This window comes from Stenotrophomonas sp. TWI602 (assembly GCF_039674045.1).
Taxonomy (GTDB): domain Bacteria; phylum Pseudomonadota; class Gammaproteobacteria; order Xanthomonadales; family Xanthomonadaceae; genus Stenotrophomonas.
In genome coordinates, this window is record NZ_JBDJMT010000026.1 from 12,415 (window position 1) to 35,696 (window position 23,282).

At 66.3% G+C, this 23,282-nt stretch carries 21 protein-coding genes and 1 pseudogene; 11 read left to right on the forward strand and 11 right to left on the reverse strand.

Features of this window, described 5'->3' with window-relative positions:
- Nucleotides 1-6: 6 nt before the first annotated feature.
- From ABE483_RS16715 to ABE483_RS16730, 4 genes are all read right to left on the reverse strand, one after another.
- Nucleotides 7-3,591: a M1 family aminopeptidase gene (locus tag ABE483_RS16715; protein WP_346482075.1), complete on the reverse strand. Its 3,585-nt coding sequence runs from the start codon at nucleotides 3,589-3,591 to the stop codon at nucleotides 7-9.
- A 13-nt stretch (nucleotides 3,592-3,604) separates the two neighbouring features.
- Nucleotides 3,605-4,498 (reverse strand): ABC transporter ATP-binding protein, encoded by an 894-nt coding sequence (locus tag ABE483_RS16720; protein ID WP_346482076.1) that lies wholly within the window; start codon nucleotides 4,496-4,498, stop codon nucleotides 3,605-3,607.
- Nucleotides 4,499-4,565: 67 nt separating this feature from the next.
- Nucleotides 4,566-4,982 (reverse strand): hypothetical protein, encoded by a 417-nt coding sequence (locus ABE483_RS16725; protein ID WP_313212072.1) that lies wholly within the window; start codon nucleotides 4,980-4,982, stop codon nucleotides 4,566-4,568.
- On the reverse strand, nucleotides 4,979-5,578 hold the full coding sequence (locus ABE483_RS16730; protein WP_346463901.1) for a sigma-70 family RNA polymerase sigma factor: 600 nt from the start codon (nucleotides 5,576-5,578) through the stop codon (nucleotides 4,979-4,981). Before ABE483_RS16730 ends, ABE483_RS16725 begins: the two co-directional genes overlap by 4 nt.
- Before the next feature lie 112 nt (nucleotides 5,579-5,690).
- Between ABE483_RS16730 and ABE483_RS16735 the strand changes: the two genes are divergently transcribed.
- Both ABE483_RS16735 and ABE483_RS16740 read left to right on the forward strand, forming a co-directional pair.
- Nucleotides 5,691-6,017: a hypothetical protein gene (locus ABE483_RS16735; RefSeq protein WP_313217531.1), complete on the forward strand. Its 327-nt coding sequence runs from the start codon at nucleotides 5,691-5,693 to the stop codon at nucleotides 6,015-6,017.
- A gap of 54 nt (nucleotides 6,018-6,071) precedes the next feature.
- Nucleotides 6,072-7,568, forward strand: coding sequence for a serine hydrolase domain-containing protein (locus ABE483_RS16740; RefSeq protein ID WP_346482077.1), 1,497 nt, complete (start codon nucleotides 6,072-6,074; stop codon nucleotides 7,566-7,568).
- 7 nt (nucleotides 7,569-7,575) lie between these two features.
- On the opposite strand, the gene ABE483_RS16745 is transcribed toward ABE483_RS16740, so the two are convergent.
- The gene (locus tag ABE483_RS16745) at nucleotides 7,576-8,607 is read right to left on the reverse strand and encodes a LacI family DNA-binding transcriptional regulator (RefSeq protein WP_346482078.1); all 1,032 of its coding nucleotides are present in this window, start codon (nucleotides 8,605-8,607) and stop codon (nucleotides 7,576-7,578) included.
- 312 nt (nucleotides 8,608-8,919) lie between these two features.
- On the opposite strand from ABE483_RS16745, the gene ABE483_RS16750 reads away from it, so the two are divergent.
- The 5 genes from ABE483_RS16750 to ABE483_RS16770 all read left to right on the forward strand — a co-directional run bounded on the left by ABE483_RS16750 (nucleotide 8,920) and on the right by ABE483_RS16770 (nucleotide 13,605).
- Nucleotides 8,920-9,462: a single-stranded DNA-binding protein gene (locus tag ABE483_RS16750; RefSeq protein ID WP_088435225.1), complete on the forward strand. Its 543-nt coding sequence runs from the start codon at nucleotides 8,920-8,922 to the stop codon at nucleotides 9,460-9,462.
- Between the two features lie 201 nt (nucleotides 9,463-9,663).
- On the forward strand, nucleotides 9,664-10,560 hold the full coding sequence (locus ABE483_RS16755; protein ID WP_313217537.1) for a TIM barrel protein: 897 nt from the start codon (nucleotides 9,664-9,666) through the stop codon (nucleotides 10,558-10,560).
- Between the two features lie 26 nt (nucleotides 10,561-10,586).
- Nucleotides 10,587-12,272 carry a GMC family oxidoreductase gene (locus ABE483_RS16760; RefSeq protein WP_346466321.1) on the forward strand — a complete coding sequence of 562 codons (1,686 nt, stop codon included), beginning with the start codon at nucleotides 10,587-10,589 and terminating at the stop codon, nucleotides 12,270-12,272.
- Entirely contained in the window at nucleotides 12,272-12,847 is a 576-nt protein-coding gene (locus ABE483_RS16765; RefSeq protein WP_346482079.1) for a gluconate 2-dehydrogenase subunit 3 family protein, read from the forward strand. The genes ABE483_RS16760 and ABE483_RS16765 overlap by 1 nt, the downstream gene beginning before the upstream one ends.
- A gap of 14 nt (nucleotides 12,848-12,861) precedes the next feature.
- Complete coding sequence (locus ABE483_RS16770; RefSeq protein ID WP_346482080.1) at nucleotides 12,862-13,605, forward strand: DUF1080 domain-containing protein; 744 nt, start codon at nucleotides 12,862-12,864, stop codon at nucleotides 13,603-13,605.
- A 7-nt stretch (nucleotides 13,606-13,612) separates the two neighbouring features.
- Here the strand turns inward: ABE483_RS16770 and ABE483_RS16775 are convergent, their stop codons facing one another.
- From ABE483_RS16775 to ABE483_RS16795, 5 genes are read right to left on the reverse strand one after another with little or no spacing between them, the layout of a single operon-like run.
- Complete coding sequence (locus ABE483_RS16775) at nucleotides 13,613-13,903, reverse strand: cytochrome c (RefSeq protein ID WP_313219149.1); 291 nt, start codon at nucleotides 13,901-13,903, stop codon at nucleotides 13,613-13,615.
- A 27-nt stretch (nucleotides 13,904-13,930) separates the two neighbouring features.
- On the reverse strand, nucleotides 13,931-14,797 hold the full coding sequence (locus ABE483_RS16780; RefSeq protein WP_346482081.1) for a sugar phosphate isomerase/epimerase: 867 nt from the start codon (nucleotides 14,795-14,797) through the stop codon (nucleotides 13,931-13,933).
- Nucleotides 14,798-14,816: 19 nt separating this feature from the next.
- On the reverse strand, nucleotides 14,817-15,941 hold the full coding sequence (locus tag ABE483_RS16785; RefSeq protein WP_346482082.1) for a Gfo/Idh/MocA family oxidoreductase: 1,125 nt from the start codon (nucleotides 15,939-15,941) through the stop codon (nucleotides 14,817-14,819).
- Nucleotides 15,942-15,953: 12 nt separating this feature from the next.
- Complete coding sequence (locus tag ABE483_RS16790) at nucleotides 15,954-17,171, reverse strand: nucleoside permease (protein WP_313212053.1); 1,218 nt, start codon at nucleotides 17,169-17,171, stop codon at nucleotides 15,954-15,956.
- Between the two features lie 26 nt (nucleotides 17,172-17,197).
- A complete protein-coding gene (locus ABE483_RS16795) occupies nucleotides 17,198-18,250 on the reverse strand; it encodes a sugar phosphate isomerase/epimerase family protein (RefSeq protein WP_346463909.1) in 1,053 nt (350 codons plus the stop codon).
- Between the two features lie 95 nt (nucleotides 18,251-18,345).
- Between ABE483_RS16795 and ABE483_RS16800 the strand changes: the two genes are divergently transcribed.
- The 3 genes from ABE483_RS16800 (at nucleotide 18,346) to ABE483_RS16810 (ending at nucleotide 20,681) form a co-directional block, all read left to right on the forward strand.
- On the forward strand, nucleotides 18,346-19,395 hold the full coding sequence (locus tag ABE483_RS16800; protein WP_346482083.1) for a LacI family DNA-binding transcriptional regulator: 1,050 nt from the start codon (nucleotides 18,346-18,348) through the stop codon (nucleotides 19,393-19,395).
- Nucleotides 19,386-20,411 carry an AI-2E family transporter gene (locus ABE483_RS16805; RefSeq protein WP_265309429.1) on the forward strand — a complete coding sequence of 342 codons (1,026 nt, stop codon included), beginning with the start codon at nucleotides 19,386-19,388 and terminating at the stop codon, nucleotides 20,409-20,411. Before ABE483_RS16800 ends, ABE483_RS16805 begins: the two co-directional genes overlap by 10 nt.
- Nucleotides 20,412-20,519: 108 nt before the next feature.
- Nucleotides 20,520-20,681, forward strand: coding sequence for a hypothetical protein (locus ABE483_RS16810; protein WP_313212049.1), 162 nt, complete (start codon nucleotides 20,520-20,522; stop codon nucleotides 20,679-20,681).
- A gap of 13 nt (nucleotides 20,682-20,694) precedes the next feature.
- Here the strand turns inward: ABE483_RS16810 and ABE483_RS16815 are convergent, their stop codons facing one another.
- Nucleotides 20,695-22,740 carry a TonB-dependent receptor gene (locus tag ABE483_RS16815; RefSeq protein WP_346482084.1) on the reverse strand — a complete coding sequence of 682 codons (2,046 nt, stop codon included), beginning with the start codon at nucleotides 22,738-22,740 and terminating at the stop codon, nucleotides 20,695-20,697.
- 191 nt (nucleotides 22,741-22,931) lie between these two features.
- On the opposite strand from ABE483_RS16815, the pseudogene ABE483_RS16820 reads away from it, so the two are divergent.
- Nucleotides 22,932-23,261, forward strand: a pseudogene (locus ABE483_RS16820) (DUF1801 domain-containing protein); the annotation flags it as partial.
- Nucleotides 23,262-23,282 lie beyond the last annotated feature (21 nt).

Consider the following 23,282-nt stretch of genomic DNA (forward strand, 5'->3'; position numbering starts at 1 on the left):
TGCGTTTTACTGCAGCGTCACCTTCCGCCGGTTATCCGACGACACCCGATCGATCAGTTTGTTGTACGGATCAAAGCCCGCCTCATCCGGCTTGCCCTCCACCGTCACCGTGATGGAGGGATTGGCCTCGGTGACGTGGTGGCGCTGCAGGTACAGCACCTTCTGATCGCGCTCCTTGCCCGACGGCGCATTGGCGAACACGCCCACCTCGATCCAGTCGTCCATCGTACCGGTGGTCTCCTTGCCGCCACCGTCGGCATAGCGCTTCTCGGCGTGCAGCTTCAAGGTGACGTCGTACTTTCCATCGGCACGCTTCTGCACGCTCGCGGTGAGGACACGGTTGTCGTAGAAGCTGATCTTCTCGAACAGGTCCGTCACCAGCTGCTGACGGTCGGCCGGGGTCTCGGCGCGGATGTAGGCGAGCAGTTCGGTGGAGGTGGTGTAGGGCGGCTGCTGGAAGGCCTTGTCCTGCAGATAGCGCTTGAGGGCGCGATTGAGGGCGGCTTCGCCGATCTCCTCACGCAGCCGGTAGAACGCCAGCGAGCCCTTGCGGTAGTGGATGTACTGCTGGTTCTCCACCCGTGCCAGCGGCAGTTCTTCTACGCCTTCGCCACCACGCCCGGACAGGTACCCGTCCAGCTCGTTCTTGAGGAACTGGCGCATGTGCTGTCGGCCGTACTCCTTCTCCATCACCATCAGCGCCGAGTACTGCGACAGCGACTCGGACAGCATCGTGGCGCCCTGTACGTTGGCACCGATCACCTGGTGCGCCCACCACTGGTGTGCGATCTCATGGGCGGTGACATAGAACACGTAGTCCACCTTGTCCGGATCGCGCAGGTCGGCGATGAAACCAATCGATTCGGAGTAGGGGATCGTGTTGGCGAAGGACTGCGCGAAGCTCTGGTAGCCCGGGAATTCGATGATGCGCACCTGACGGTGCTGGTAGGGCGTGAAGTTGGCTTCGTAATACGCCAGCGACTTCTGCACCGCATCGATCATGCGGTCCACGTTGTAGCCGTGCTGGGGGTCGTAGTAGATCTCGACCGGAATGCCCTTGTAGGTCGCGCGTTTCACTTCCCAGCGGGCAGACAGGTAGGCGTAGAAGTTCAGCATCGGCCGGTCCATGGCATAGCTGAAGCAGCGGCGGCCGTTCACGGTCGTCTCCCGCACCAGGTATCCCGGTGCCAGCGCAACCTGGTCCGGCGCGGTGCAGATGGTGCTGCGGAAGTCCAGCCAGTCGGCATCGTCGCTGACGTAGTTGTTGGCGCGTGCGGCCTGGTCCTCCAACTTGGGCATGCGGGTCGGCTCGCCAAGGCCGCGCTTGCGGCGCTCGTTGCGGTCGGTGATCTGTACGCGCTGGTTGTAGCCGAACGACGGCAGATCGCTGCTGTTGAAGAAGCTGCCGTTGTCGACCAGGTTGGTCGGTGCCTGATGCGCGGTGATGCCGTCCGGATGCTGGTTGATGCGGAAGTGGATACGGCGTTCCTCACCGGGCTGCAGCGGCTTGGCCAGCCGGTAGATGCGATAGCCCAGATCAGCGTCGTGCATGGACAACGTTTCGCCCCCCAGGTCGACCAGGGTCAACTGCCTGTCATCGTCCATCGACACATGGATCTGATCGATGGGCGCGGCATGGGTATTGCGCACCGTCCAGTAAGCATCGACGACCATCGACTGGGTTTCCGGCGACAGGTCGATCCGGTTGTCCACCGCCACGATGCGTGGCTGCGGCACATCACGGTAGCGCGACAGATCGCGTTCGTAGCGGGCCTGCAGGTCCAGCTGCTGATCGGGCGAGCGGAACTCGTTGCGGATGTTGGTGCTCCAGTACAGCCAGCCACCCACCCCGATGAAGGCCAACGTGGCCACCACTGCACCGAGTCCAGTCGGGCCGCGCAGGCGGCGCCCGGCCAGCACCAGCCGCTGCCGCGCACCATTGCCGACGCCGCGTACCCAGAAGGCCGAGGCGACGCACAACAGGGCCAACAGGAACAGCGCCCAATACCCTTGGAACGCCAGTTGCCCCGGCAGGAAGTGACCGTAGCCGTTCATGTCCGAGTACGGCGCGATCGGCCAGCTGCCGAAGTTGTACAGGTTCTGCGTGTAGTCGAGCATGCCCAGCACCGCCTGCCCGATCATCACCACGATCAGCAGTGCGTAGCCGACGAACTTGTTGTTGGTCAGCACCTGCAGCACCAGCGCCAGCCCACCCATCAGCAGATAGACCACCGAATCCAGCGCGAGCATCTTGAGATACACCAGCGGCTCGATGTGGGTGTAGCCCTTGGCCAGCTGCACGCCGATCGCGGCCAGCGCGCCGATGGCCTGGAAGCAGGCGATCACCGCCACCAGCGTGGCGAACTTGGCCAGCAACGGCACCCAGTTGGGCACCGGCATCGCATCGGTGACGTCACTGATGCGGGCGGTGCGTTCCTTCCAGACCAGCTCGCCGGCGAAGAACAGCACGATGATGATCAGCAGCCAGCTGTAGGTGCCTTGCAGCGCGGTCAGCATTTCCGAGGTGACCGGCCAGATCGGCGTGCCATACATCGTCTGGCGGAACAGGGCGCCGGGCAGGAAGTTGCACAGCCCCAGCACCAGCAGTACCAGGAAGGGCACGCTGCGCACCACGCCAGCCGTATCAAAGCGAACCTGATGCAGGAACTGGCGCCAGGCGGTGCCGACACCGCTGCCGGGCACCACGCGTGGCACCGTGACCTGGGCCGGGCGCAGCGACGGGGTGCTCGTTGCCGCGGCGGCTTTACGGCCCCAGCGACGACCGGCACTGCCGCTGCGCTCGGTGCGGAACAAGGCAAACGTCGCAGCGAACAGCACTGCCGCCACACCCAGCCATAGCGCACGGTTGGCCAGCAGCTGACCGGCGACGGCAGGCAAGCCGGAGTTGCGTTCGGCCACCGACCAGTAACGGATGGTCCGCGACAACGCGCGCAGGCCGAGCGGCTCGCTCAGCACCGCAATCCAGGTGTTGTCGATGTCGCGGAGCAGGGCCGCGCTGACGCCGTACAGCACGAAGTAGGCGATCACGCCGATGTAGACCCACAGGATCGAGCGGGTGGTGGCCGCCAGCAAGGCCAGCAGGGCCGTGGTGAAGATCAGGTTCGGAATCACGATGACGCCGAATGCCCAGACATAGCTGTACAGCGAGACCGGGCCCATACGGGCCGGATCGACCCAGGGCATGAACGGCCCCAGCGCCATGCCGGCGGCAATGATCACGTACACCAGCAGCCCGCTGACCAGCGCGGCGCCGATGCGTCCGGCCAGGTAATCGCGGCGTTTGATCGGGCTGGCGAAGATCAATTCGGCGGTGCCGAGATCGAAGTCGCGCAGCAGCGCATTGCTGACGAACAGCGTGGAGACCAGCATGCCGAGCAGAGTGAAGATGCCCAGCATCGAAGCGATGACGGTCGGTGCATTGCTGTGCACGTTGCCGGTGCCACCGCCGATCTGTATCGCGTCGGACGACGCGGCACCGAAGGCCATCAAGGCGAACAGGCCCGCCAGCAGCCACAGCAGCGGGGAACGGAGCTGCTCGCGCAGCTCGAAACGGAAGAAGGCAGCGATCATGGGCCGGCTCCGGTCAGGCGGTCCGCGACTGCAGGCGCAGTCGCTGGAAATAGACGTCTTCCAGATCGGGAGCCACGGCTGCGAAGCCGTCGCCGGGGTCGTTCGCGCTGTGTACGTGGATCACCGGCCGCCCACCGACCAGGCGGGTGGACAGCACCACATGGTTGGTCTCATACGTGGGCAGTTCGGCAACGTCGACCTGCTTGCGCCAGACCTGGTGCTGCAGCGCATCGATCGCATCGCTGGGTTTGCCGGTCAGCAGCACCTGTCCCTTGTTCATGATGGCCATGTTCGGGCAGAGGTCGGTGACATCTTCGACGATGTGCGTGGACAGGATCACCGCCACGTTCTCGCCGATCGCCGCGAGCAGGTTGAGGAAGCGGTTGCGCTCTTCCGGGTCCAGGCCAGCGGTGGGCTCATCGACGATCACCAGGCGCGGATCGCCGAGCAGCGCCTGCGCGATGCCGAAGCGCTGGCGCATGCCGCCGGAGTAAGTGCCGAGCTTGCGCTTGCGCGCATCCCACAGGTTGACCTGCTGCAGCAGCGCCTCGACCACCTCACGGCGCTGGCCCTTCTGGGTGATGCCCTTGAGTACCGCGAAATGGTTGAGCAGGTCCAGCGCGCTGACCTTGGGATACACGCCGAAGTCCTGCGGGAGGTAGCCCAGCCGGCGCCGTACCGCATCCTTGTCGCGCAGCACGTCGATGGCCGCCTCACCGGGAATCGACAGCGTCGCCGAGCCGCTGTCGGCCTCCTGCAGCGTGGACAAGGTGCGCATCAGCGAGGACTTGCCGGCGCCGTTGGGCCCGAGCAGACCGAACATGCCGCGGGGCACATCGAGCGTCACACCGGCGAGGGCATGGACACCATTGGCGTACGTCTTGGACAGCGCGCGGATCTCAAGCATGTGGCCACTTCCCCTGGGAGATAGCGCGGTTATCCGCCCTATTCAGGTGGGCCGCATCCGCCGTAAGTCATGGGTGCTTCTGGACACGTGTGCGCCACCGAGCGGCCAGCCATGACGCAGCCACGCAGCCTGCGGCCACCAGCAGCCAGCCGGATGCCGTTGGCCCCGCGCTCTCCTTGATCGCGCCCCACCACGCCGGGCCGAACATCGCCCCGATGGCCAGGACGGCGAGGGCCAACAAGGCAAGCAATACCCGCGACACCCAACGTTCGATACCGGCGTCATGCCGGGCAATGCGCAGCGTGACATCACGGGCGAAGCGCATCGGCGGTCCACTCTGCGGGGCCGAAGCGATCGCCTGGGCGATGCGCAGGTAGTCGGTGGCGTCCGGCGCAGCGCGCTGGCCGCTGAGGGCGGCGCGCAGCGCATCCTCCTGGGCCTGCCATTCCTCGGGATCGATGCGGGGATCGTCTGCGCTGCTCATGCGGGCACTCCAATGCGGGATTCGAGCAGTTCGCGCAACCGCTTGCGGCTGCGGAACAGGTGGCTCTTGATGGTGCCTTCGGCCAGCTCGGTCAGGGTGGCGATCTCGGCGATGGAGATCTCCTCCAGGTGATAGAGCGTGAGCAGGGTGCGCTGCAGGGGCGGCAAGCCGTCGATCGCAGCGTACAGGTGGGCGTTGATGTCGTGCTCGCTGGTCAAGGCTTCCAGATCGATGCCATCGCCGATCTGTTCGATCAATGCGGTGCCGTCCTCGCCCATGGTGTTCTCCACCAGCGGAATGCGGCGGCGTTCCAGGTGGCGCTTGGCGATTGAATAGGCGACCTGCGCCACCCAGGATTTCAACGCGCTCTCGCCGCGGTACTGATGCAGCGTCTGATGGATGCGCAGGAAGGCTTCCTGGCACAGCTCGCGGGTGTCGTCGGGGTGGCGGACCATGCGGTCGACCACGCGCCAGCACAGCCCTTGATACTCCCGCACCAGCTGCTCGAACGCCCCGGGCTGCCGCGACAGAATGGCGGCGACCAGTGCCCGGTCGGCGTCGAGACAGTCGGCAGGGGTGGGCGGCGGGGTGCGCATCCCCATAGGGATACGTCGAGTGCGCCATCGGTTGCAACCGTGCTCCGTGCAACCCATTCCGCCCTGGCCGTATCTCAGTGGATAAGCCCCTCCTCAACGGAACGAACGCACCATGGATTACAACCTGATTCTTCCCGTCGTCCTGATCCTGGGCATCGTGTATGCCATCAAGAGCGTGGTCGATGGCCACACCCGCCGCCGGATCGTTGAAGCCCGCGGTTCGGAAGAGCTGGTGCGCTCGCTGCTGGCCGGCGACACCACCAAGCGGCGGCTGGCCGCGCTGCATTGGGGCTGCGTGTTGCTGACCCTGGCGCTGGCATTCGGCCTGGTCGATCTGCTCGGTATCGACCGGGTCACCCCTGGCGCCATCGCCCTGCTGCTCGGTGCGACAGGGCTGGGCAACGTGGTGTATTTCGTACTCGATCGCCGCCTGAAGTAAGCCCGCCATCCTGCCGCCCGCGTCGCCGGCGGCTCCCCTGCAACAGGACCTCGAATGAAACGCATCCTGGCACTCTGTGCCGGCGTTGCCGTGGCCGTGATGTCTCCGGTGCGCGCTGCCACGCCTGTCGATTTTGCCCCGCTGTCCTCCCTCATCGAACAGACCAAGGCGGCCACGGGCCTGCCTTCGGGTACCGCGGTCGTGGTGGTGAAGGACGGCAAGGTGATCCATGAAGGCTACTACGGCCTGGCGAATATCGGGGCCGGCACGCCGGTCACGGCTGACACTGTCTTCTACATCGCCTCGGCGACCAAGCCGTTCTTCGCGCTGAACGCCCTGCACAAGCAGGCCGCCGGCGAGCTCGACATGGCGATGTCACTCCAGCAGATGTTTCCGCAAACACGCTTCGATGGCCTGGAGGCCGAGGCGATCACCGTCCGCGATCTGCTCACGCACACGGCCGGCGTGGACAACACTGCCCTGGTCTGGGCCACCGCCTTCAGCGGCGTGCACGACAGCGCCTCGCGGCGGGCGCTGGTGGGTGCGACGCGGCGCGATCCGGACGCGGCGCACGGCACCTTCCGCTATACCAACCTGGGCTACAACCTGCTCAGCATCTGGATGGACCAGCACGACGGCCTGCCGTGGCAGGACCAGCTGCAGCACACGCTGTTCGATCCGTTGGGCATGCGGCACACGAGTACCCGGATCAGCACTGCCGAGGCGGCCGGCTGGCCCATGGCCACGCCTTACTCGCTGGCCAGTGCGCAGCCGACCACGCCGCTGTATCTGCGCAAAGCGGACGACACGATGCAGGCGGCCGGCGGCATGGTCGCCACCGCGCCGGACCTGGCGCGGTTCCTGATCGCGCAGTTACCGGGGGAGGGCAACACCGCCCTTGCCCGGCAGGTAATCACCCGCTCGCAGCAGCGTCAGGTCGCGCTGGACGCGAGCTATCTGGATTTCGCGCGCGACGGCTACGCGTGGGGCTGGTACACCGGTCCGTACAAGGGCCACCCACTGCTGCACCACTTCGGTGGATTCGCCGGCTTCCACGCGCATCTGTCGTTCATGCCGGACCAGAACATCGCGCTGGTCGTGCTCAACAACGAGGACGTGCTGGGCGCGCCGCTGACCAACCTCATCGCCGATCACGTGTATGGCCTGCTGTTGCACGAGCCCGGGATCGCGTCGAGCTCCGCCGCCCGCTTCCTGGCGCTGCAGGCAAAGGCGGCCCAGATGCAGGCGAACGTGGCGCGCCAGCGCGAGGCGATCCAGTCACGCCCCTGGCGGCGGTCCTTGCCGCGCGACCATTTCGTGGGCCGATACGTCCATCCGCTGCTCGGCGAGGTAAGGGTCGACGCGGCAGGTGACCAGGCGCTGCGGCTGCGCTGGGGGCGGCTGGACGCCGTCGCCAGTGCAGGCGAACAGAGGGATCAGGGGCGCGTTGAACTCGTCCCCGGTTCGGGGAGCTGGCTGACCTTCCAGGTGGGAGAGGGCCAGGTACGGTCGCTTACGTTCGAGACCCTGACCTTCCAGCGCGTGCCCTGAGCCAGGCTCAGCCGCGCAGCGAGGAGTCCCGCAGCACCTGCTTGACCGCGATGCTCTCGCCCTCCACCGGCTTGCCCTCGATCAGCGCCAGCAGCTTCTCCACCAGCAGGTGCCCGGCATGCTTGGTGTCCTGCTGCACGGTGGACAGTGGTGGGGAGACCGAGGCGGCCAGCGGGATGTCATCGAAACCGGTGACCGCCACGTCCTCGGGCACGCGCAGGCCGTGCTCGCGCAGGGCGCGCATCGCACCGATCGCGATCAGGTCGCTGGCCGCGCACAGCCCATCGATACGTTCGCCGCGCGCCAATAGCGCCTGGCAGGCATCGAAGCCGGACTGCTCGGTGGTGATCGCATCGTGCTGCAGGGACGGCTCGGCGGTGAGGCCGCGTGCCTGCATCGCCTCGACGTGGCCGCGGTAGCGCTGCTCGAACTCGGGATAGTGGCTGGAAGCATGGCCGACGAAGGCGATCCGGCGGCAGCCCTGGTCGAGCAGGTGCGCGGTGATGTCGAAGCCGCCCTGGAAATTGTCGCTGCCGATCGAGACACCGGGCTGATCGGGCAGGGAAGCACCCCAGCGCACGAAGTGGGTGCCTTGCTCGACCAGCCGCTGCAGGCGCTCGCGCGACTCGTGGTAGTCGCCGTAGCCGAGCAGGATGATGCCGTCGGCCTTGTTGCTGTCCTCGTAATCGGCCTGCCAGTCGGTGGACAGCTGCTGGAAGGAGACCAGCAGGTCGTAGCCGCGCAGCGCGCAGGCCCGGGTGATCGAGCCGAGCATGGCGTGGAAGAACGGGTTGATCAGCGAGTCGTCGTTGGTGGGGTCTTCGAAGAACAGCAGCGCCACCGTGCCGGCATTGCGCAGGCGCAGGCTGGAGGCATTCTTGTCGACCTTGTAATTCAGCTCCCGGGCAATGGCCAGGATCCGCTGCCGGGTCTCGGCGTTGACCATCGGGCTGCCGCGCAGCGCCCGCGACACCGTGGGCTGGGAGACGCCGGCCAGGTGGGCGATATCGAGGGAGGTGGCTTTGCCGCGGATGGTCATTTCAGCAGGGGGTGAGGCAGTGAAGGGACATCATGCCATGCGCTACCAGGGCTGGGCCTGTCGCCGGGACGGTCAGGCTGGCCGGGGCCTGGCGGCAGTCGGCGTAACGGTCGTCACCCTTGCCGCGTATGGCTCGAGCAGGTTTCCGGTCGCTGCCGGGCGGAATTCCGACAGGGTCGGGGACGGCGGCAATGATAAGATGGTGCAATCTGGATCCCCCCAATTTTCCCAAGGGCGGCCCGGCAGATCTGCACCCCGCCCGGGGCTGTGATATGACTGCGGCCTGCCCTCGGACAACGGAAGAGCAACCCTATGGCGCGCGGCATCAATAAAGTCATCCTGGTCGGCAACCTCGGCAACGACCCGGACGTGAAGTACACCCAGGGCGGTATGGCGATCACCCGCATCAGCCTGGCCACCACCAGCGTCCGCAAGGACAAGGATGGCAACCAGCAGGAGCGTACCGAATGGCACCGCGTGGTGTTCTTCGGCAAGCTCGGCGAGATCGCCGGTGAATACCTGCGCAAGGGCAGCTCGGTCTACGTCGAAGGCAGCCTGCGTTACGACAAGTACACCGGCCAGGATGGCGTGGAGAAGTACTCTACCGACATCATCGCCGATGAAATGCAGATGCTCGGCGGCCGTGAGGGCGGCGGTGGCGGTGGTGCCGGTGGCGAACGTCCGCAGCGCCAGCAGGCCCCGCGCCAGGAGTACGGCGGTGGTGGTGGTGGCGGTGGCGGTGGTCAGCGCGGCGGCGGTGGTGGTGGCTACGGCCAGCAGCGCCCGCAGCAGCAGGCCCCGCAGCAGTCCGCGCCGCCGATGGACGACTTTGCGGATGACGATATTCCGTTCTGATTTCCAGTCGTCAGTTCGCGTTTGAATAAACCCCAGTAAGCCGGTGTGCTTACTGGGGTTTTCTCGTTTGGGCGGCGTTGTGCCCCGCAGCATGCGTTTTCGTGCACCGCGTCTTGCAAAAAAAACCGTTCCTCCTCTATGGTGCAATCGATTGCATTGCAGCAGTTCGACAGCGTTTGATACCAGGAGGCCGGAAGGCGGATGTCCATCCATTCCATCAGACCGCCCTCGGCGCCGGGGCTCACGCGGCGCGATGCGCTTCGCATGGCGGTCGCCGGCAGCCTTGGGCTGGGTGCTGCGGCCGTGTTGCCGGCGTTTGCCGCTGCCGCCCCGCTCAAGGGCAACCTGAAGCACGCCGTCGCCCGCTGGACCTTCCCGCAGCTGTCGGTCGCCCAGCTCTGCACGACGGTGAAGGACATTGGTTTTGCCGCCATTGATCTGGTCGGCCCAGAGGATTGGCCCACACTGAAGGCCCACGGCGTGGACAGCTCGATGTGCAACGGCGCGGAGCTGGGCCTCACCAAGGGCTTTGCCGACCCCCGGTTCCACGACGCCCTGGTGGAGCGCTACACGCGGCACATCGATCTGGTGGCCGATGCGGGGTACCGCAACCTCATCTGTTTTTCCGGCAACCGCAATGGCATGGATCCCCAGCAGGGCATGGCCCACGCCGAGGCGGGCCTCAAGCGCATCCTCGGGCATGCCGAGAAACGCGGCGTGGTGCTGGTGATGGAGCTGCTGAACTCCAGGGTCGATCATCCCGACTACCTGTGCGACACCTCCACATGGGGCGTGGCGTTGTGCCAGCGTCTCGGCTCGGACCACTTCGGCCTGCTCTACGACATCTATCACATGCAGATCATGGAGGGCGACATCATCGCCACCATCGGCAGGGATCACGCCTGTTTCAAGCATTACCACACGGCGGGCGTGCCGGGCCGGCACGAGATCGGGGACCACCAGGAACTCAACTACCCCGCCATCTGTCGCGCGATCCGCGACACCGGTTTCGACGGCTATCTGGCGCAGGAATTCATGCCTGCGGCACCGGATCCCGTCGGCTCGCTGCGCGAGGCGATCCGCCTCTGCGACGTCTGAAACGATATCCACCAGGTGAGAGATCCATGGCAGACAATCATTACGACGCCATCGTTGTTGGCTCGGGAATCAGTGGCGGTTGGGCGGCGAAGGAGCTGACCGAGAAGGGCCTCAAGGTGCTGATGCTGGAACGCGGCCGCAACATCGAGCACGTGAAGGACTACGTCAACGCGATGAAGGAGCCGTGGGACTTCCCGCACCGCAACCGGCCAACCCAGGCGATGAAGGCGGCCTTCCCGGTGCTGATGCGCGACTACGCGCTGGCCGAGAACCTCCAGGGCATGTGGGCCGACGAACAGGAATCGCCCTACATCGAGACCAAGCGCTTCGACTGGTTCCGCGGCTATCACGTCGGCGGGCGTTCGCTGATGTGGGGCCGGCAGAGCTATCGCTTCTCCGACCTGGACTTTGAGGCGAACCTCAAGGACGGCATCGCCACCGACTGGCCGATCCGCTACGCCGACATCGCCCCCTGGTACGACCATGTGGAGAAGTTCGCCGGCATCGCCGGCACCCGCGAAGGGCTGGACGTGCTGCCGGACGGCGAGTTCCTGCCGCCGATCCCACTCAATATCGTCGAGAAGGATGTGGCCGCGCGGATCAGGAAGGCCTTCGGCGGCACCCGGCACATGATCCACTCGCGCACCGCCAACATCACCCAGCCGATGCCCGAGCAGGGCCGCGTCAACTGCCAGTACCGCAACAAGTGCATCCTCGGCTGTCCCTTCGGGGCCTATTTTTCCACCCAGGCAGCGACGCTGCCGGCGGCGATGAAGACGGGCAACCTGACCTTGCGGCCATTCTCGATCGTCAAGGAAGTGCTCTACGACAAGGACCGCAAGCGTGCGCGCGGGGTGGAGGTCATCGATGCCGAGACGGGGCAGACCTATGAGTACACGGCGAAGGTCATCTTCCTCAATGCGTCGTCCTTCAACTCGACCTGGCTGCTGATGAACTCGGCCACCGATGTCTGGGACGGTGGGCTGGGCTCCTCGTCCGGCGAACTGGGCCACAACGTGATGGACCATCATTTCGGCGCGGGTGCCTCGGGCCGGGTCGAAGGGTATGAAGACAAGTACTACTTCGGCCGTCGTCCCTGCGGCTTCTACATTCCCCGCTTCCGCAACGTGGCTGCGGACAAGCGCCGCTACCTGCGTGGCTTCGGCTACCAGGGCGGTGCCAGCCGCATGGGATGGTCGCGCGAGATCGCCGAGCTGAATATCGGTGCCGACCTGAAAGAGGCGCTGACCGTGCCCGGTGACTGGCGCATCGGCATGACCGGCTTCGGCGAGATGCTGCCGCACCACGACAACACGATCCGCCTGGACAGCGACCGCAAGGACAAGTGGGGACTGCCGGTGCTGGCGATGGATGTCTCCATGCGCGCCAACGAACTGGCCATGCGCAAGGACATGGCCGCCGATGCCGCCGAGATGCTCGAGGCCGCCGGCGTCAAGGACGTGGAGATGCATGACAATGACTACGCCCCGGGCAAGGGCATCCACGAAATGGGGACTGCGCGCATGGGCCGTGACCGCAGCACCTCCGTGCTGAACCAGCACAACCAGGTCTGGGATGCGCCCAACGTCTATGTGACCGACGGGGCGTGCATGACCTCCAGCGCGTGCGTGAATCCTTCATTGACCTACATGGCGCTGACGGCACGCGCTGCCGACCATGCCGTGCGCGAACTGAAAGCGGGGAATCTCTGATGGACCGCCGCGAACTGCTGAAGATGATCGTCGCCGCCACCGGTGCGGCCATGATCGGTCTGCCCGCACTCGGTCAGGCACAGGCTCCTGCCGCAGGGGCGAAGTCGCGCTTCTCCGACGCGGATGTCGGCACGCTGGATGAGATCGCCGAGACCATCCTGCCGCGGACGAAGACGCCGGGGGCGAAAGACGCAGGCGCCGGTGCGTTCATGGCGACGTTCGTCAGCGACTGCTACACCGCCCGGCAGCAGGCGACGTTCCGCGCCGGCCTGGCCGATATCGACAAACGCGCGGGCGGCCGCTTCGTTTTACTTGCGCCGCAGGCCCGCACCGAGCTGCTGCGCGCGCTGGATGCAGAGGCCAGGAAGCACGCGGTCGAGGTGACCGAGACCGGCACCGCCGAGGAGGGAGAAGCGATGCCGCATTACTTCACGATGCTCAAGCAGCTGACCATATTCGGTTTCTTCACCTCCAAGGTCGGCGCAACTGAAGTGCTGCGCTACGTCGCGGTGCCGGGGCGCTACGACGGCGACCTCGCCTATATCCCCGGTACGCCGGCGTGGGGGACCAGCTGATGGAGCGCAACGGAATGATCACGCCTGTGCTGATCGCCGCCGCCGTGCTGGTTGCCGCACCTGCGCTCGGGCAGGCCGGTGCCGACCCTGCACGCGATCCGAAGAAGACCGAGGTCTGGACGCCGGTGCCAACGAGCGTGGCCACGCCCCCAGGAAAGGCACCCTCCGACGCAATCGTGCTGTTCGATGGCAACGATGTGTCCGCCTGGGAGTCGGAGCAGGGCGGGCGCGTGCCTTGGCGCGTCGCTGATGGCGCACTGACGGTGGTTCCGGGCAGCAAGGGCATCCGCACCAGGCAGCACTTCTGCGACGTCCAGCTGCATGTCGAGTGGCGCACGCCTGTCGAAACCGAGGGCTTTGAGGGCCAGGACCGCGGCAACAGCGGCATCTTCCTGCAGGAACACTACGAGCTGCAGGTGCTCGACAGTTACAACAACCCGACCTATGCCAACGGCCAGGCCGGCGCCATCTACAAGCAGGCCATGCCCTTGGTGAACGCCTCGCGCGCACCGGGGCAGTGGCAGGCCTACGACATCCTCTGGAAGGCACCTCGGTTCTCACCCGGCGGCGGGCTTGTGTCGCCCGCGCGCATCACGGTCCTGCACAACGGCGTGCTGGTGCAGGACGACACCGTGCTGGCGGGCAAGACCGAGTACATCGGCGCGCCCTCGTACGCGCCCCATGGGTGTGCGCCGATCTACCTGCAGGAACACGATTCCAACGTCAGCTACCGCAACATCTGGGTGCGGGCGCTGTAGTGGACTCCTATTTCGCCAGGTAACTGGCGAGATTGTCGATTTCCTGTGCCGACAGCTGGGAAAAGGGCGGCATCAAGCCGCCGCCCTTGCTGATCTTTTCCTTGATCTGCGCCGGCTGCAGCCGCTTGGCGACATCGGTGAGTGCGGGGAACGTCGGCGGAATGCCGGCCCGATTCGCGCCGTGGCAGGCCGTGCAGTGCACGGTATAGAGTTGTGCGCCAGCGGCCGGGTCGTCCTTGGACCACGCTGTGGTGGGGGCCAGCACCGTGCCGAACAGCGTCAGGACCAGCGTCAGGATCTTGTTCACGTGGGGCTCCTTGGCGGGCTAGCGCAATGCGCTGGCGGGCGGCGTGGCGGTGAGGTGTTGACGCAGGTAGTCCGCGCCCGTCTTGATGACCTTGGCCGGATCACGCGGTTGGTCGTGCTCGACGATGTACCACTGCACGCCCGCCGCCGCGGCGGCAGGCAGGATCGCGTTCCAGTCCAGCACGCCCTGGCCAACGGCGGCGAAGCCGCCCTCGTCTTCGGCCTGGCCTTTGGGGGCGTTGTCCTTGGCGTGTACCGCGAACACGTGGCCACGGAACTTGCCCAGCATCACCACCGGGTCATGGCCCGCACGGGCTACCCAGGCCAGGTCCAGCTCGGTCTGCAGGTCGGGGCCGGCCGCAGCGAACAGCAGTTCCAGGCCGGTTTTGCCGTTGAAATCGACCAGCTCGAAGTCATGGTTGTGGTAAGCCAATCGCATCCCCTGGGTTCTTGCCTGCGCCGCGATCCGGCCCAGTTCGTGGCCCAGTGCGGTCCAGCCAGCGGCATCGGTCGGCCGATCCTTCTTGTCCAGGTACGGCACCACCAGGGTGGTGTTTCCGATCGAGCGGTTGAAGGCCACCACCCCGGCCAGGTCGCTGCGCAGATCGGCCAGTTGCACGTGGGAGGAAATGGCCTTGATCGAATAGCGGTCCAGCAGGTGCTTGAGTTCGGTGGCGCTGACGTTCTGGGTACCCACTGTCTCCACCGCGTCGACGCCCGCGTCATGCACGATCTTCAACTGCTGGTCGAGCGTGCCGGCGTCGCGCAGCGTGTACATCTGCACTGCGATGGGCTGCTGCGGACCGGCGGGGTCGCCTGCGAAGGCAGGCAGGGCAACGAGCAGCAGCAGTGCAAGGGTGGTGGTCCTGCGCGTAGCGATTTTCATCAACACATCCTCCCGGGATTCAACCGATGGCGGTCCAGGCACGTGACCTGGCCGATGCAATCACGCGGTCGACGATCAACGCCGAACGCAGGCCGTCCTCGAAGGTGGGCAGGCCCTGTGGCCGCTCGCCGTCGATGGCGTGATAGGTGTCGGCGACGAACGCCTCGAAGCAGTGGCCGTAGCCCTGCGCATGGCCGGGCGGCAACACCGACAGCCGGCGTTGTTCGGCACTGCCGGCACCCGGTCCACGCACGAAGGTTTCCTCGCGCTGGTCGGGTCGGCCGATCCACAGCCGTTCGGCGTCCTCCTGGTTGAACGCCACGCTGGCCTGGGCGCCGTCGATCTCGAACCAGAGGCGATTGTGGCGTCCGGCCGAGACCTGGCTGACCGTCAATGACGCCAGCGTGCCTGCGCCGGTCTTGAACATCGCCGCGGCCACATCTTCGCTGGATACGGCCTGCATCGCGCCGCCCGCCGCCGGCGTGGTGAAGCTCTGGCCGGTGAGGGCGCCGCGCTCGGCGAGCACGGTGGCGAATGCCGCACTGACGTCGACGAAGCGCTCGCCACTGACCCATTCCACCAGGTCGCACCAGTGCGAGCCGATGTCGGCGAACACGCGCGACGCGCCGCCCAGCGCCGGGTCCACGCGCCAGTTGTTGCTGGCCGGGTCCAGCAGCCAGTCCTGCAGGTAGCTGCCGTGGATCAGGTGCAGCGGCCCCAGTTCGCCCTGCGCGATGCGGGCGCGCGCCTCGCGTACCACCGGGTGGTAGCGGTAGACGAACGGCACCGTGGCAACCAGCCCGGTCGAGGCGGCCAATGCGGCCAGCGCCTGGGCGTCCTCCAGCGTGGTGGCCAGCGGTTTCTCGCAGATCACGTGCTTGCCCGCGTTCAGCGCCGCCTGCGCCATGCCGCGGTGCAGATGGTTGGGCGTGCAGACGTGCACCACCTGCACCTGTGGATCGGCGACCACGTCCTCGATGTCCCGATAGGCACGCGGCACGCCCCACGCCTGCGCCACGTCGCGTGCGCGCTGCGGTGACGAGGCGGCCACGCCCCGGATCTCCGCACCGGCCAGCAGCGCCGCGCGATGGTGTACGGCGCCGATCATGCCGGTGCCGACGATGGCAATTCCAAGCTTGGGCATCGGGTGCGGTCCTCAGGGAGTGGACGGTGCGGCCGCAACCACCGGCCGGTCGCGGAACAACAACAGGAAGGCGATCAGCACGACCAGCGCCACGCCTGCCGGGAACAGCCAGATCTTCTGCCAGTCCGGGCCCGCCGCCGTGGTGTAGTGCTCCACCACCGCGCCGGACAGGAACGTGCCAATCAGCATGCCCACGCCATACGTGGCCAGGGTGATGAAGCCCTGCGCGCTGCTGCGCGCGGCCGGGCCGGCATGCGCATCGGTGTAGATCTGGCCGGTGACGAAGAAGAAGTCGTAGCAGATGCCGTGCAGCACGATGCCGATCACCAGCAGGGAGAAGCCGCTGCCTGCATCGCCGAAGGCGAACATCGCATAGCGCACTACCCACGCCGCCATGCCCACCGCCAGCATCGTCTTCACTCCCAGCCGCACGAACAGGAACGGCATGGCAAGCATCAGCAGCACTTCGGAGACTTGGCCCAGCGATTGCAGGCCGGCCGCGCCGCGCACGCCCAGATCGTTGAGGTACGGGTTGGTGAAGTTGTAGTAGAACGCCAGCGGGATGCAGATGGCGATGGAGGCCAGGAAGAACACCAGGTAGGCGCGCGACTTCAGCAGCCGCAGCGAGTCCAGCCCCAGGATCTGTCCCAGGCCGGCGTCGCGCTGTTGCGCCAGCGGCGGCGTGTGCGGCAGGGTGAATGCATACAGGCCCAGGGCCAGCGACGCCATCGCCGCCATCTGGAAGGTCAGCTCGAGCCGATGCGCCTGTTCCCAGCCCAGCCAGCCGATCAGCACGCCGGCCACGATCCAGCCGATGCTGCCGGCCACCCGCACCAGCGGAAACTGCTTTTCCGGCGACTGCATGTGCCGCATCGCCACACTGTTGGCCAGCGCCAGCGTTGGCATGAACAGCAGCATGTATCCCATGACATAAACGGAGAAGGTGCTGAAGTCCGTCGCCGTGGAGGCCAGCCACATCATCGCCGCGCCGGCCAGATGCAGCACCGCGAGAATGCGCTGCGCTGCGAAGTAGCGATCCGCAATCAGGCCAACCAGGAACGGCGCGACGATGGCGCCGATGGACTGGCTGAGGAACGCCGTCGCGACCTGGCTCGCAGTGGCCTGCAACGGCCCCTGCACCAGGTACGTTCCCAGGGTCACGAACCACGCGCCCCAGATGAAGAACTGCAGAAACATCATCGCGCCCAAGCGCGACATGGTGTGCGTCATGGCTTGCCCTCCCAGGCAGTGATGGCTCAGATCCCCAGCATGCGGCGCAGTGATCCAGGATCGGTGCCGCTGTCGGCAAAGTCGTCGAAGGCGCGCTCGGTCACGCGGATGATGTGGTCGCGGATGAAGACGGCCCCTTCGCGCGCGCCGTCTTCCGGGTGTTTCAGGCAGCACTCCCACTCCAGCACTGCCCAGCCGGGGAAGTCGTACTGCGCGAATTTCGAGAAGATCGCCTTGAAGTCGATCTGCCCATCACCGAGCGAGCGGAACCGGCCCGGACGATCGATCCAGTCCTGGTAACCGCCATACACGCCACTGCGCGCACTGGCGTGGTACTCCGCGTCCTTGACGTGGAAGATGCCGATGCGCGCGTGGTAGCGGTCGATGAAGCCGAGGTAGTCCATCTGCTGCAGCAGCAGATGGCTGGGGTCGTACAGGATCTTTGCGCGGGGGTGGTGGTCCACCACGTCGAGGAAGCGCTCGAAGGTCGCGCCGTCGTGCAGGTCCTCGCCCGGATGGATCTCGAAGCACAGGTCCACGCCGCAGGCGTCGAAGGCATCGAGGATGGGGCGCCAGCGGCGGCCGAGTTCGGCGAAGGCTTCTTCCACCAGTCCGGGCGGGCGTTGCGGCCAGGGATAGAAGTAGGGCCAGGCCAGCGCGCCGGAGAACGTGGCGTGCGCGGTCAGCCCCAGGCGCTCGCTGGCCTTGGCGGCCAGCAGCAGCTGCTCCACCGCCCAGGCCTGGCGGGCCGCGGGATCACCGCGCTTGTCCGGTGGTGCGAATCCGTCGAACAGGCTGTCATAGGCCGGATGGACGGCAACCAGCTGCCCCTGCAGGTGGGTGGACAGCTCGGTGATCTGCAGGCCATGCCCGGCCAGCATGCCGGCGACGTCGTCGCAGTAGGCCTGGCTGCGCGCCGCCTCGGCCAGATCGAACAGGTGGGGCGCGCTGGTCGGCACTTGTACGCCAGAATAGCCCAGCCCCGCGGCCCAGCCGGCCAGCGTGTCCAGCCGATCAAAAGGAGGTGTGTCGCCGATGAACTGCGCCAGGAACAGCGCTGGACCCTTGAGCGTTTTCAAGAGGATTCGCCCTCGATGCAATCGATTGCATTATCCTAGCAGGGGCATTCGAAAGACCCGTTGTGCACTGCACAGCGGAAGGAAGAGGTAACCCCATGGCCACCATCTACGACATTGCAAAGCACGTCGGCGTCTCGGCCGGCACGGTGTCGCGGGCGCTGTCCCGACCGGAGAAAGTGCTGCCGGCCACGCGGGCGCGCATCGAGCAGGCGGCCGCCGCGCTGGGCTATGTCCCCAACACGGTGGCCAGAACCCTCAAGACCCAGCGCAGCGGCAAGATCCTGGTCACCGTGCCGGACATCGCCAACCCGTTCTTCGCCCAGATCCTGCAGGGCGCGGAGGACGCGGCGCAGGCCGTTGGCTACGCCGTGCTGCTGGGCGATACCCAGAACCTGCCCGAGCGCGAGGAGCGCTACGCGCAGATGCTCCGGCGCAACGAGGCCGATGGTCTGATCGTGCTGGGCCATCGCCTCCCGCCCACGGCACGTGACATCGTCCAGCAGCAGGGCAGTGCCGCGCCGGTGGTCAACGGCTGCGAGTTCGATCCCGCGCTGGGCATCCCCAGCGTCCACATCGACAACGCGGCCGCCGCGCGCGCCGTGATGGAACACCTGTACGGGCTGGGGCACGAGCGGATCGCCGTGGTCGGTGGACCGCGCGACAATCCTCTGCACCAGCAACGGCTGGAAGGGGTTCGGGCCGCCGGCAAGGCGCGCGGTCGCCTGCGTCACCTGAGCGTTGTGCCGGGTGACTTCTCGGTGGAATCCGGCCATGCGGCCGGGATGAAACTGCTGGCCCGCGCGTCGGTGCCGACCGCGGTCTTCTGCTTCAGCGACCAGATGGCGCTGGGCGTGCTGGCGGCCTGTCGGGATCTGGGCATCGGCGTGCCCGATGGTCTGTCTGTCGTCGGCTTCGACGACCTGGCACCGTCGCGTTACCTCACGCCCCCGTTGACGACCATTCGGCAACCGATGCGGGAGATCGGTGCCCGCGCGGTCCATCTGCTGCTTGCCATCATCGAACGTGTCGATGTACCGCTTCAGCAGACGCTGGATTTCAGTTTGATGGTGCGGGGCTCGACTGCAGCGCCCGCGCCGCATCCACTACCATGGGCCACCCGTCAGGATGCGCCCGCATGTCGATAGTGATCCCCGCGTTGCCCAAGCCGCCCACCGCCCGCATCGCGGCCTGGGTGCTGATGCTGCTGGGCATGTGGCTGACCTTGAAACTCGGGCTGGTGGTGACCCTGCTGTCGGGTCTGCTGGTGTTCCACCTGACCCACCTGCTGGCCTCCACCGTCGAAGGCAAGCTGCCGCCCGGGCGCGCACGGGCCTATTCGGTGATCGTCCTGTCGGCGTTGATCATCGGCGCGCTGACCCTGGCGGCGATCGGCATCGCTTCGTTCTTCCGCAACGAGACCGGTGGCCCGGATGCGCTGTTGATGCGCCTGATGGACATCCTCAACACCTCCCGCCACCAGGTGCCGGACCTGCTGCAGCCCTATATCCCGGAAGACCTGCAGGCGCTGCGCACGGCGATGAACGACTGGGCGGCGACGCACCGCCAGCAGCTCGGCATCGCCGGCACCTCGGCCGTGCAGATCAGCGTGCGGATCCTGATCGGCATGGTGCTGGGGGCGATGATCGCGCTCTACGACGAGTTGCCCTTGCCCAAGATGGGGCCGCTGGCGCAGGAGCTGATCGGCCGCACCAGCCGCATGGCCACGGCCTTCCGGCAGGTCGTGTTCGCACAGGTGAAGATCTCGCTGCTCAATACGCTGTTCACCGCCATCTTCCTGCTCGGGGTGCTGCCGCTGTTCGGCGTGCATCTGCCGCTGTCCAAGACGCTGGTGCTGATCACCTTCCTCGCCGGCCTGCTGCCGGTGGTGGGCAACATCATCTCCAACACGGTCATCACCATCGTCGCGCTGTCGGTGTCGTTCTACGTGGCCGTGGTCGCGCTGCTGTACCTGGTGGTCATCCACAAGCTGGAGTATTTCCTCAACGCGCGCATCGTCGGCGGCGAGATCCAGGCACGTGCGTGGGAACTGCTGCTCGCCATGCTGGTGATGGAAGCCGCGTTCGGGCTGCCAGGGCTGGTCGCGGCGCCCGTGTTCTATGCCTATATCAAGCGCGAGCTGCTGGACCAGCGCTGGATCTGAATCACCGGCCGCCGGGCGCGCTCCGTTGCTCCCAGCGCCGCCGCGGTCTATAACGCGGGTGGGTCTTCCACGGGAACGGCACCATGGCGACGAACGTTCCACATCAAGGTGGCCTTTTTCCGCGGGCGATTACTGCAGCCGGTTCCGCCAGTCGCCTCGAAAAGCCAGGACACGCGCTACCTGCATATCGAGGAAGGCGTGCCGCTGGACGAAGCGCAGTTCCGTACCTGGCTGGAGCAGGCCAGCCGCCTGCCCGGCGAGCGGATGTGAGGGCAGGGCTGCCCTACAGCTTCAGGTTCAACGACACGTAAGCCGAGCGCCCCGGTGCGGGCGAGAACATCGGCTGGTCATCGCCGCCCCAGAAGAAGTTGTCGTACCACGCATAGGCGTAGTCGCGGCCGGTCAGGTTCTTCACCTGTACATCCACGCTCAGCCGCTCGGACAGCTGATACGACGCACTGGCATCAAGCACCGCGAAGGCGCCGAACGTGCCCTGCGTGTTGCGCTCTTCAATGTAATAGTCACCCTGCATCCGGCCCTGCAGGCCGAAGGTCCAACGATCGTTGGCGCGGTAGTCCAGGCCGATGTTGCTGATGTAGCGCGGCGTGGCGATGACCTCGTTGCCGGCCAGGGAGGTACCGTCGGTGGTGAAGGCGCTGACCACCTTGGCCTGTTGGATGGCGTGCGAGCCCCACAGCGTCCACCGGTCGCCCAGGCGCGCGGTGACCTGCAGGTCGATGCCTTCGCGACGGGTCTGGCCCAGGCCGACCGAGGTGCCGGTGGCCGGCATGTTGGCGACCTCGTCGGTTGCATCCTGGCGCCACACCGCGATGCGCGCGTCGGTGCCGACGGCCGGGGTGAACTTGATGCCCACCTCCTTGCCGGTATTGATCGAGGGCCGGAACGTGTCCTGGCCGGCGGTGAGGTAGGCCGGCGCGGTGGAGCCGGTCAGTACCTGGAACGTCCTGCCCCAGTTGGCATAGACGTTCAAGGCCGGGGTGATCGCATAGACCACGCTCAGCTTGGGCTGCTCGATCGTGCCGTAGTGCTGCAGCGGGGCGGTGATGCCACCGGGCAGGCGGGTGGTGCCGGAGAAGCGGTCGACGCGGTAGGCCGGCACGATCTTCAGGGCAGGGGTGGGCTGATACACGGCCTGCACGTAAGCACCGAGGTTGTCCAAGGTGTAACGGTCATCGTTCTGGACCCGCGCCGGGGTCGAAAAGTCGGTCGGGACGGCGTGGTTGTAGCGCAGGCGGCGGTACGTGTTGTCCTGGTGCTCGGCGTTGAGACCGCCCTCGACTGTCAGCGCAGGCATGGCCGCCCAGGTCAGCGTGCTGAGCAGGCCCGTCTGTTTCTCGTCCCACTGGCGGCGCTGGCGCGGCGCGTTGCCGGGCACGTAACGGGTGAAGGTCACCTGCCGATCGTCCTCGTAGCGGTTGTAGTACAGCGTGTTGCTGACATGCACGGTGTCGCTCAGCTGCAGGTCCAGATGGGTGCTGAGATGGCGCATGTCGCGGTCGTCGAGATCGTTGGCATTCTTGAGCGCCGATCCGCGGCGGTCGGTGGCCAACTCTTCAGCCGTCATGAAGCCGGGCTCGTCCGCCTCGTGGTGGTACACCCGTGCGATCAGGCCGATGGTGAACAGGTCCTCGTCGCCGCTGTAGAACCACTTGCCGCCGAGCGAGTATTTTTTCGAACGGTCATGATCGCGGTAGCCATCGGAGGCCTGTGAGGCCAGGAAGTAGTTCTGGGCGACACCGTTCGCTTCGCGACCGATCGCGACCTGCGCTTCGCGGGTGTTGTAGCTGCCGTAGGTGAGCCGCGCATCGGTGTAGTTGCCGCCTTGGCGGGTGCCGAGGTTGATGTTGCCGCCAATGTTGTGCAGGCCGTAACGGGGGTCGTTGGTGCCGCGCACGACTTCGATGTAGTCGATGTCCAGCGGGAACACCATGTCGATGAAGCGCTGGTTGCCGCTGTTGACGTTGCTGGGGATGCCGTCGATCAGGATCTTGATGCCGTTGAGGTAGCCCTCGCCGTTGAACGCGCGGAAGGTGGCCTTGCCGGACTCCGCGCCCTGGCGGGTTTCGGTCAATTGCATGCCCGGCATCTGGCCAAGCAGTTCCCAGCTGTTGGAGACGTTCTTCTCATGCACCTGGTCGCCCCCCATCACATCCACCGAGGTCAGCACGCGGTTCGCAGCGAGGGGACGGCGGGAGCCTTCGCGCACATGCACGCTGCCCAGCGTGATCGCCGCATCGCTGGACTGCGCGCGCGCTTCGCCGGCGCACAGGGTCGCCAGCACGGCGGACACCATTGCCTTGGTTTTCATCTCTTTGTGCCTTTCAGTAGCCGTGAGAACAGGGGTAGGGCAAGCGGACAGCGGTCGCTCGCTGAGGGGAAGGGGGAACTAAAAAGCAATAATATAACATTGCATTAATGTCCGCTTCCCTTTGACCTCCGGCAGCCAGCCCAACGCCCGTGCGCCCCCGCGCGCTGCGGCAGCCAGCGAGCCGTCCGCATCGCGGCAGATCGATGCGCGCAGCCAGTCGCATCCGCCGCCTGATCCACGAGGTCGATCCGGCGGTGGTGGACACCTGGAAGTGGCGAGGCGTGCCCGTGTGGGAGCACAGCGGCATCCTGTGTACCGGCGAGACCGACAAGGTGGCCGTGACGCTGACCTTCGCCAAGGGCGCGGCGCTGCCCGATCCCAAGGGGCTGTTCAATGCGAGCCTGGAGGGCATCTACGCGACCGCGTTCAAGGCCTTGATCCGCGCCGCGATCGCGCGCAAGCGTGCAGCGAAGCCCCCTGCCGCTGCAGCGCGTGCGAAAGCAAGCCAGCGCTCTGCCTGAATCATCACGACCTCCTGCACT

What these genes read in the sequence shown, in the direction of transcription:
- ABE483_RS16790 (WP_313212053.1), bottom strand. Translation starts at nt 17,171, where the DNA reads ATGACGCACACCATGTCGCGCTTGGGCGCGATGATGTTTCTGCAGTTC.
- ABE483_RS16805 (WP_265309429.1), top strand. Translation starts at nt 19,386, where the DNA reads ATGTCGATAGTGATCCCCGCGTTGCCCAAGCCGCCCACCGCCCGCATC.
- ABE483_RS16780 (WP_346482081.1), bottom strand. Translation starts at nt 14,797, where the DNA reads ATGAAAATCGCTACGCGCAGGACCACCACCCTTGCACTGCTGCTGCTC.
- ABE483_RS16785 (WP_346482082.1), bottom strand. Translation starts at nt 15,941, where the DNA reads ATGCCCAAGCTTGGAATTGCCATCGTCGGCACCGGCATGATCGGCGCC.
- ABE483_RS16745 (WP_346482078.1), bottom strand. Translation starts at nt 8,607, where the DNA reads ATGACCATCCGCGGCAAAGCCACCTCCCTCGATATCGCCCACCTGGCC.
- ABE483_RS16800 (WP_346482083.1), top strand. Translation starts at nt 18,346, where the DNA reads ATGGCCACCATCTACGACATTGCAAAGCACGTCGGCGTCTCGGCCGGC.
- ABE483_RS16720 (WP_346482076.1), bottom strand. Translation starts at nt 4,498, where the DNA reads ATGCTTGAGATCCGCGCGCTGTCCAAGACGTACGCCAATGGTGTCCAT.
- ABE483_RS16730 (WP_346463901.1), bottom strand. Translation starts at nt 5,578, where the DNA reads ATGCGCACCCCGCCGCCCACCCCTGCCGACTGTCTCGACGCCGACCGG.
- ABE483_RS16760 (WP_346466321.1), top strand. Translation starts at nt 10,587, where the DNA reads ATGGCAGACAATCATTACGACGCCATCGTTGTTGGCTCGGGAATCAGT.
- ABE483_RS16815 (WP_346482084.1), bottom strand. Translation starts at nt 22,740, where the DNA reads ATGAAAACCAAGGCAATGGTGTCCGCCGTGCTGGCGACCCTGTGCGCC.
- ABE483_RS16770 (WP_346482080.1), top strand. Translation starts at nt 12,862, where the DNA reads ATGATCACGCCTGTGCTGATCGCCGCCGCCGTGCTGGTTGCCGCACCT.
- ABE483_RS16765 (WP_346482079.1), top strand. Translation starts at nt 12,272, where the DNA reads ATGGACCGCCGCGAACTGCTGAAGATGATCGTCGCCGCCACCGGTGCG.
- ABE483_RS16735 (WP_313217531.1), top strand. Translation starts at nt 5,691, where the DNA reads ATGGATTACAACCTGATTCTTCCCGTCGTCCTGATCCTGGGCATCGTG.
- ABE483_RS16725 (WP_313212072.1), bottom strand. Translation starts at nt 4,982, where the DNA reads ATGAGCAGCGCAGACGATCCCCGCATCGATCCCGAGGAATGGCAGGCC.
- ABE483_RS16740 (WP_346482077.1), top strand. Translation starts at nt 6,072, where the DNA reads ATGAAACGCATCCTGGCACTCTGTGCCGGCGTTGCCGTGGCCGTGATG.
- ABE483_RS16755 (WP_313217537.1), top strand. Translation starts at nt 9,664, where the DNA reads ATGTCCATCCATTCCATCAGACCGCCCTCGGCGCCGGGGCTCACGCGG.
- ABE483_RS16715 (WP_346482075.1), bottom strand. Translation starts at nt 3,591, where the DNA reads ATGATCGCTGCCTTCTTCCGTTTCGAGCTGCGCGAGCAGCTCCGTTCC.
- ABE483_RS16750 (WP_088435225.1), top strand. Translation starts at nt 8,920, where the DNA reads ATGGCGCGCGGCATCAATAAAGTCATCCTGGTCGGCAACCTCGGCAAC.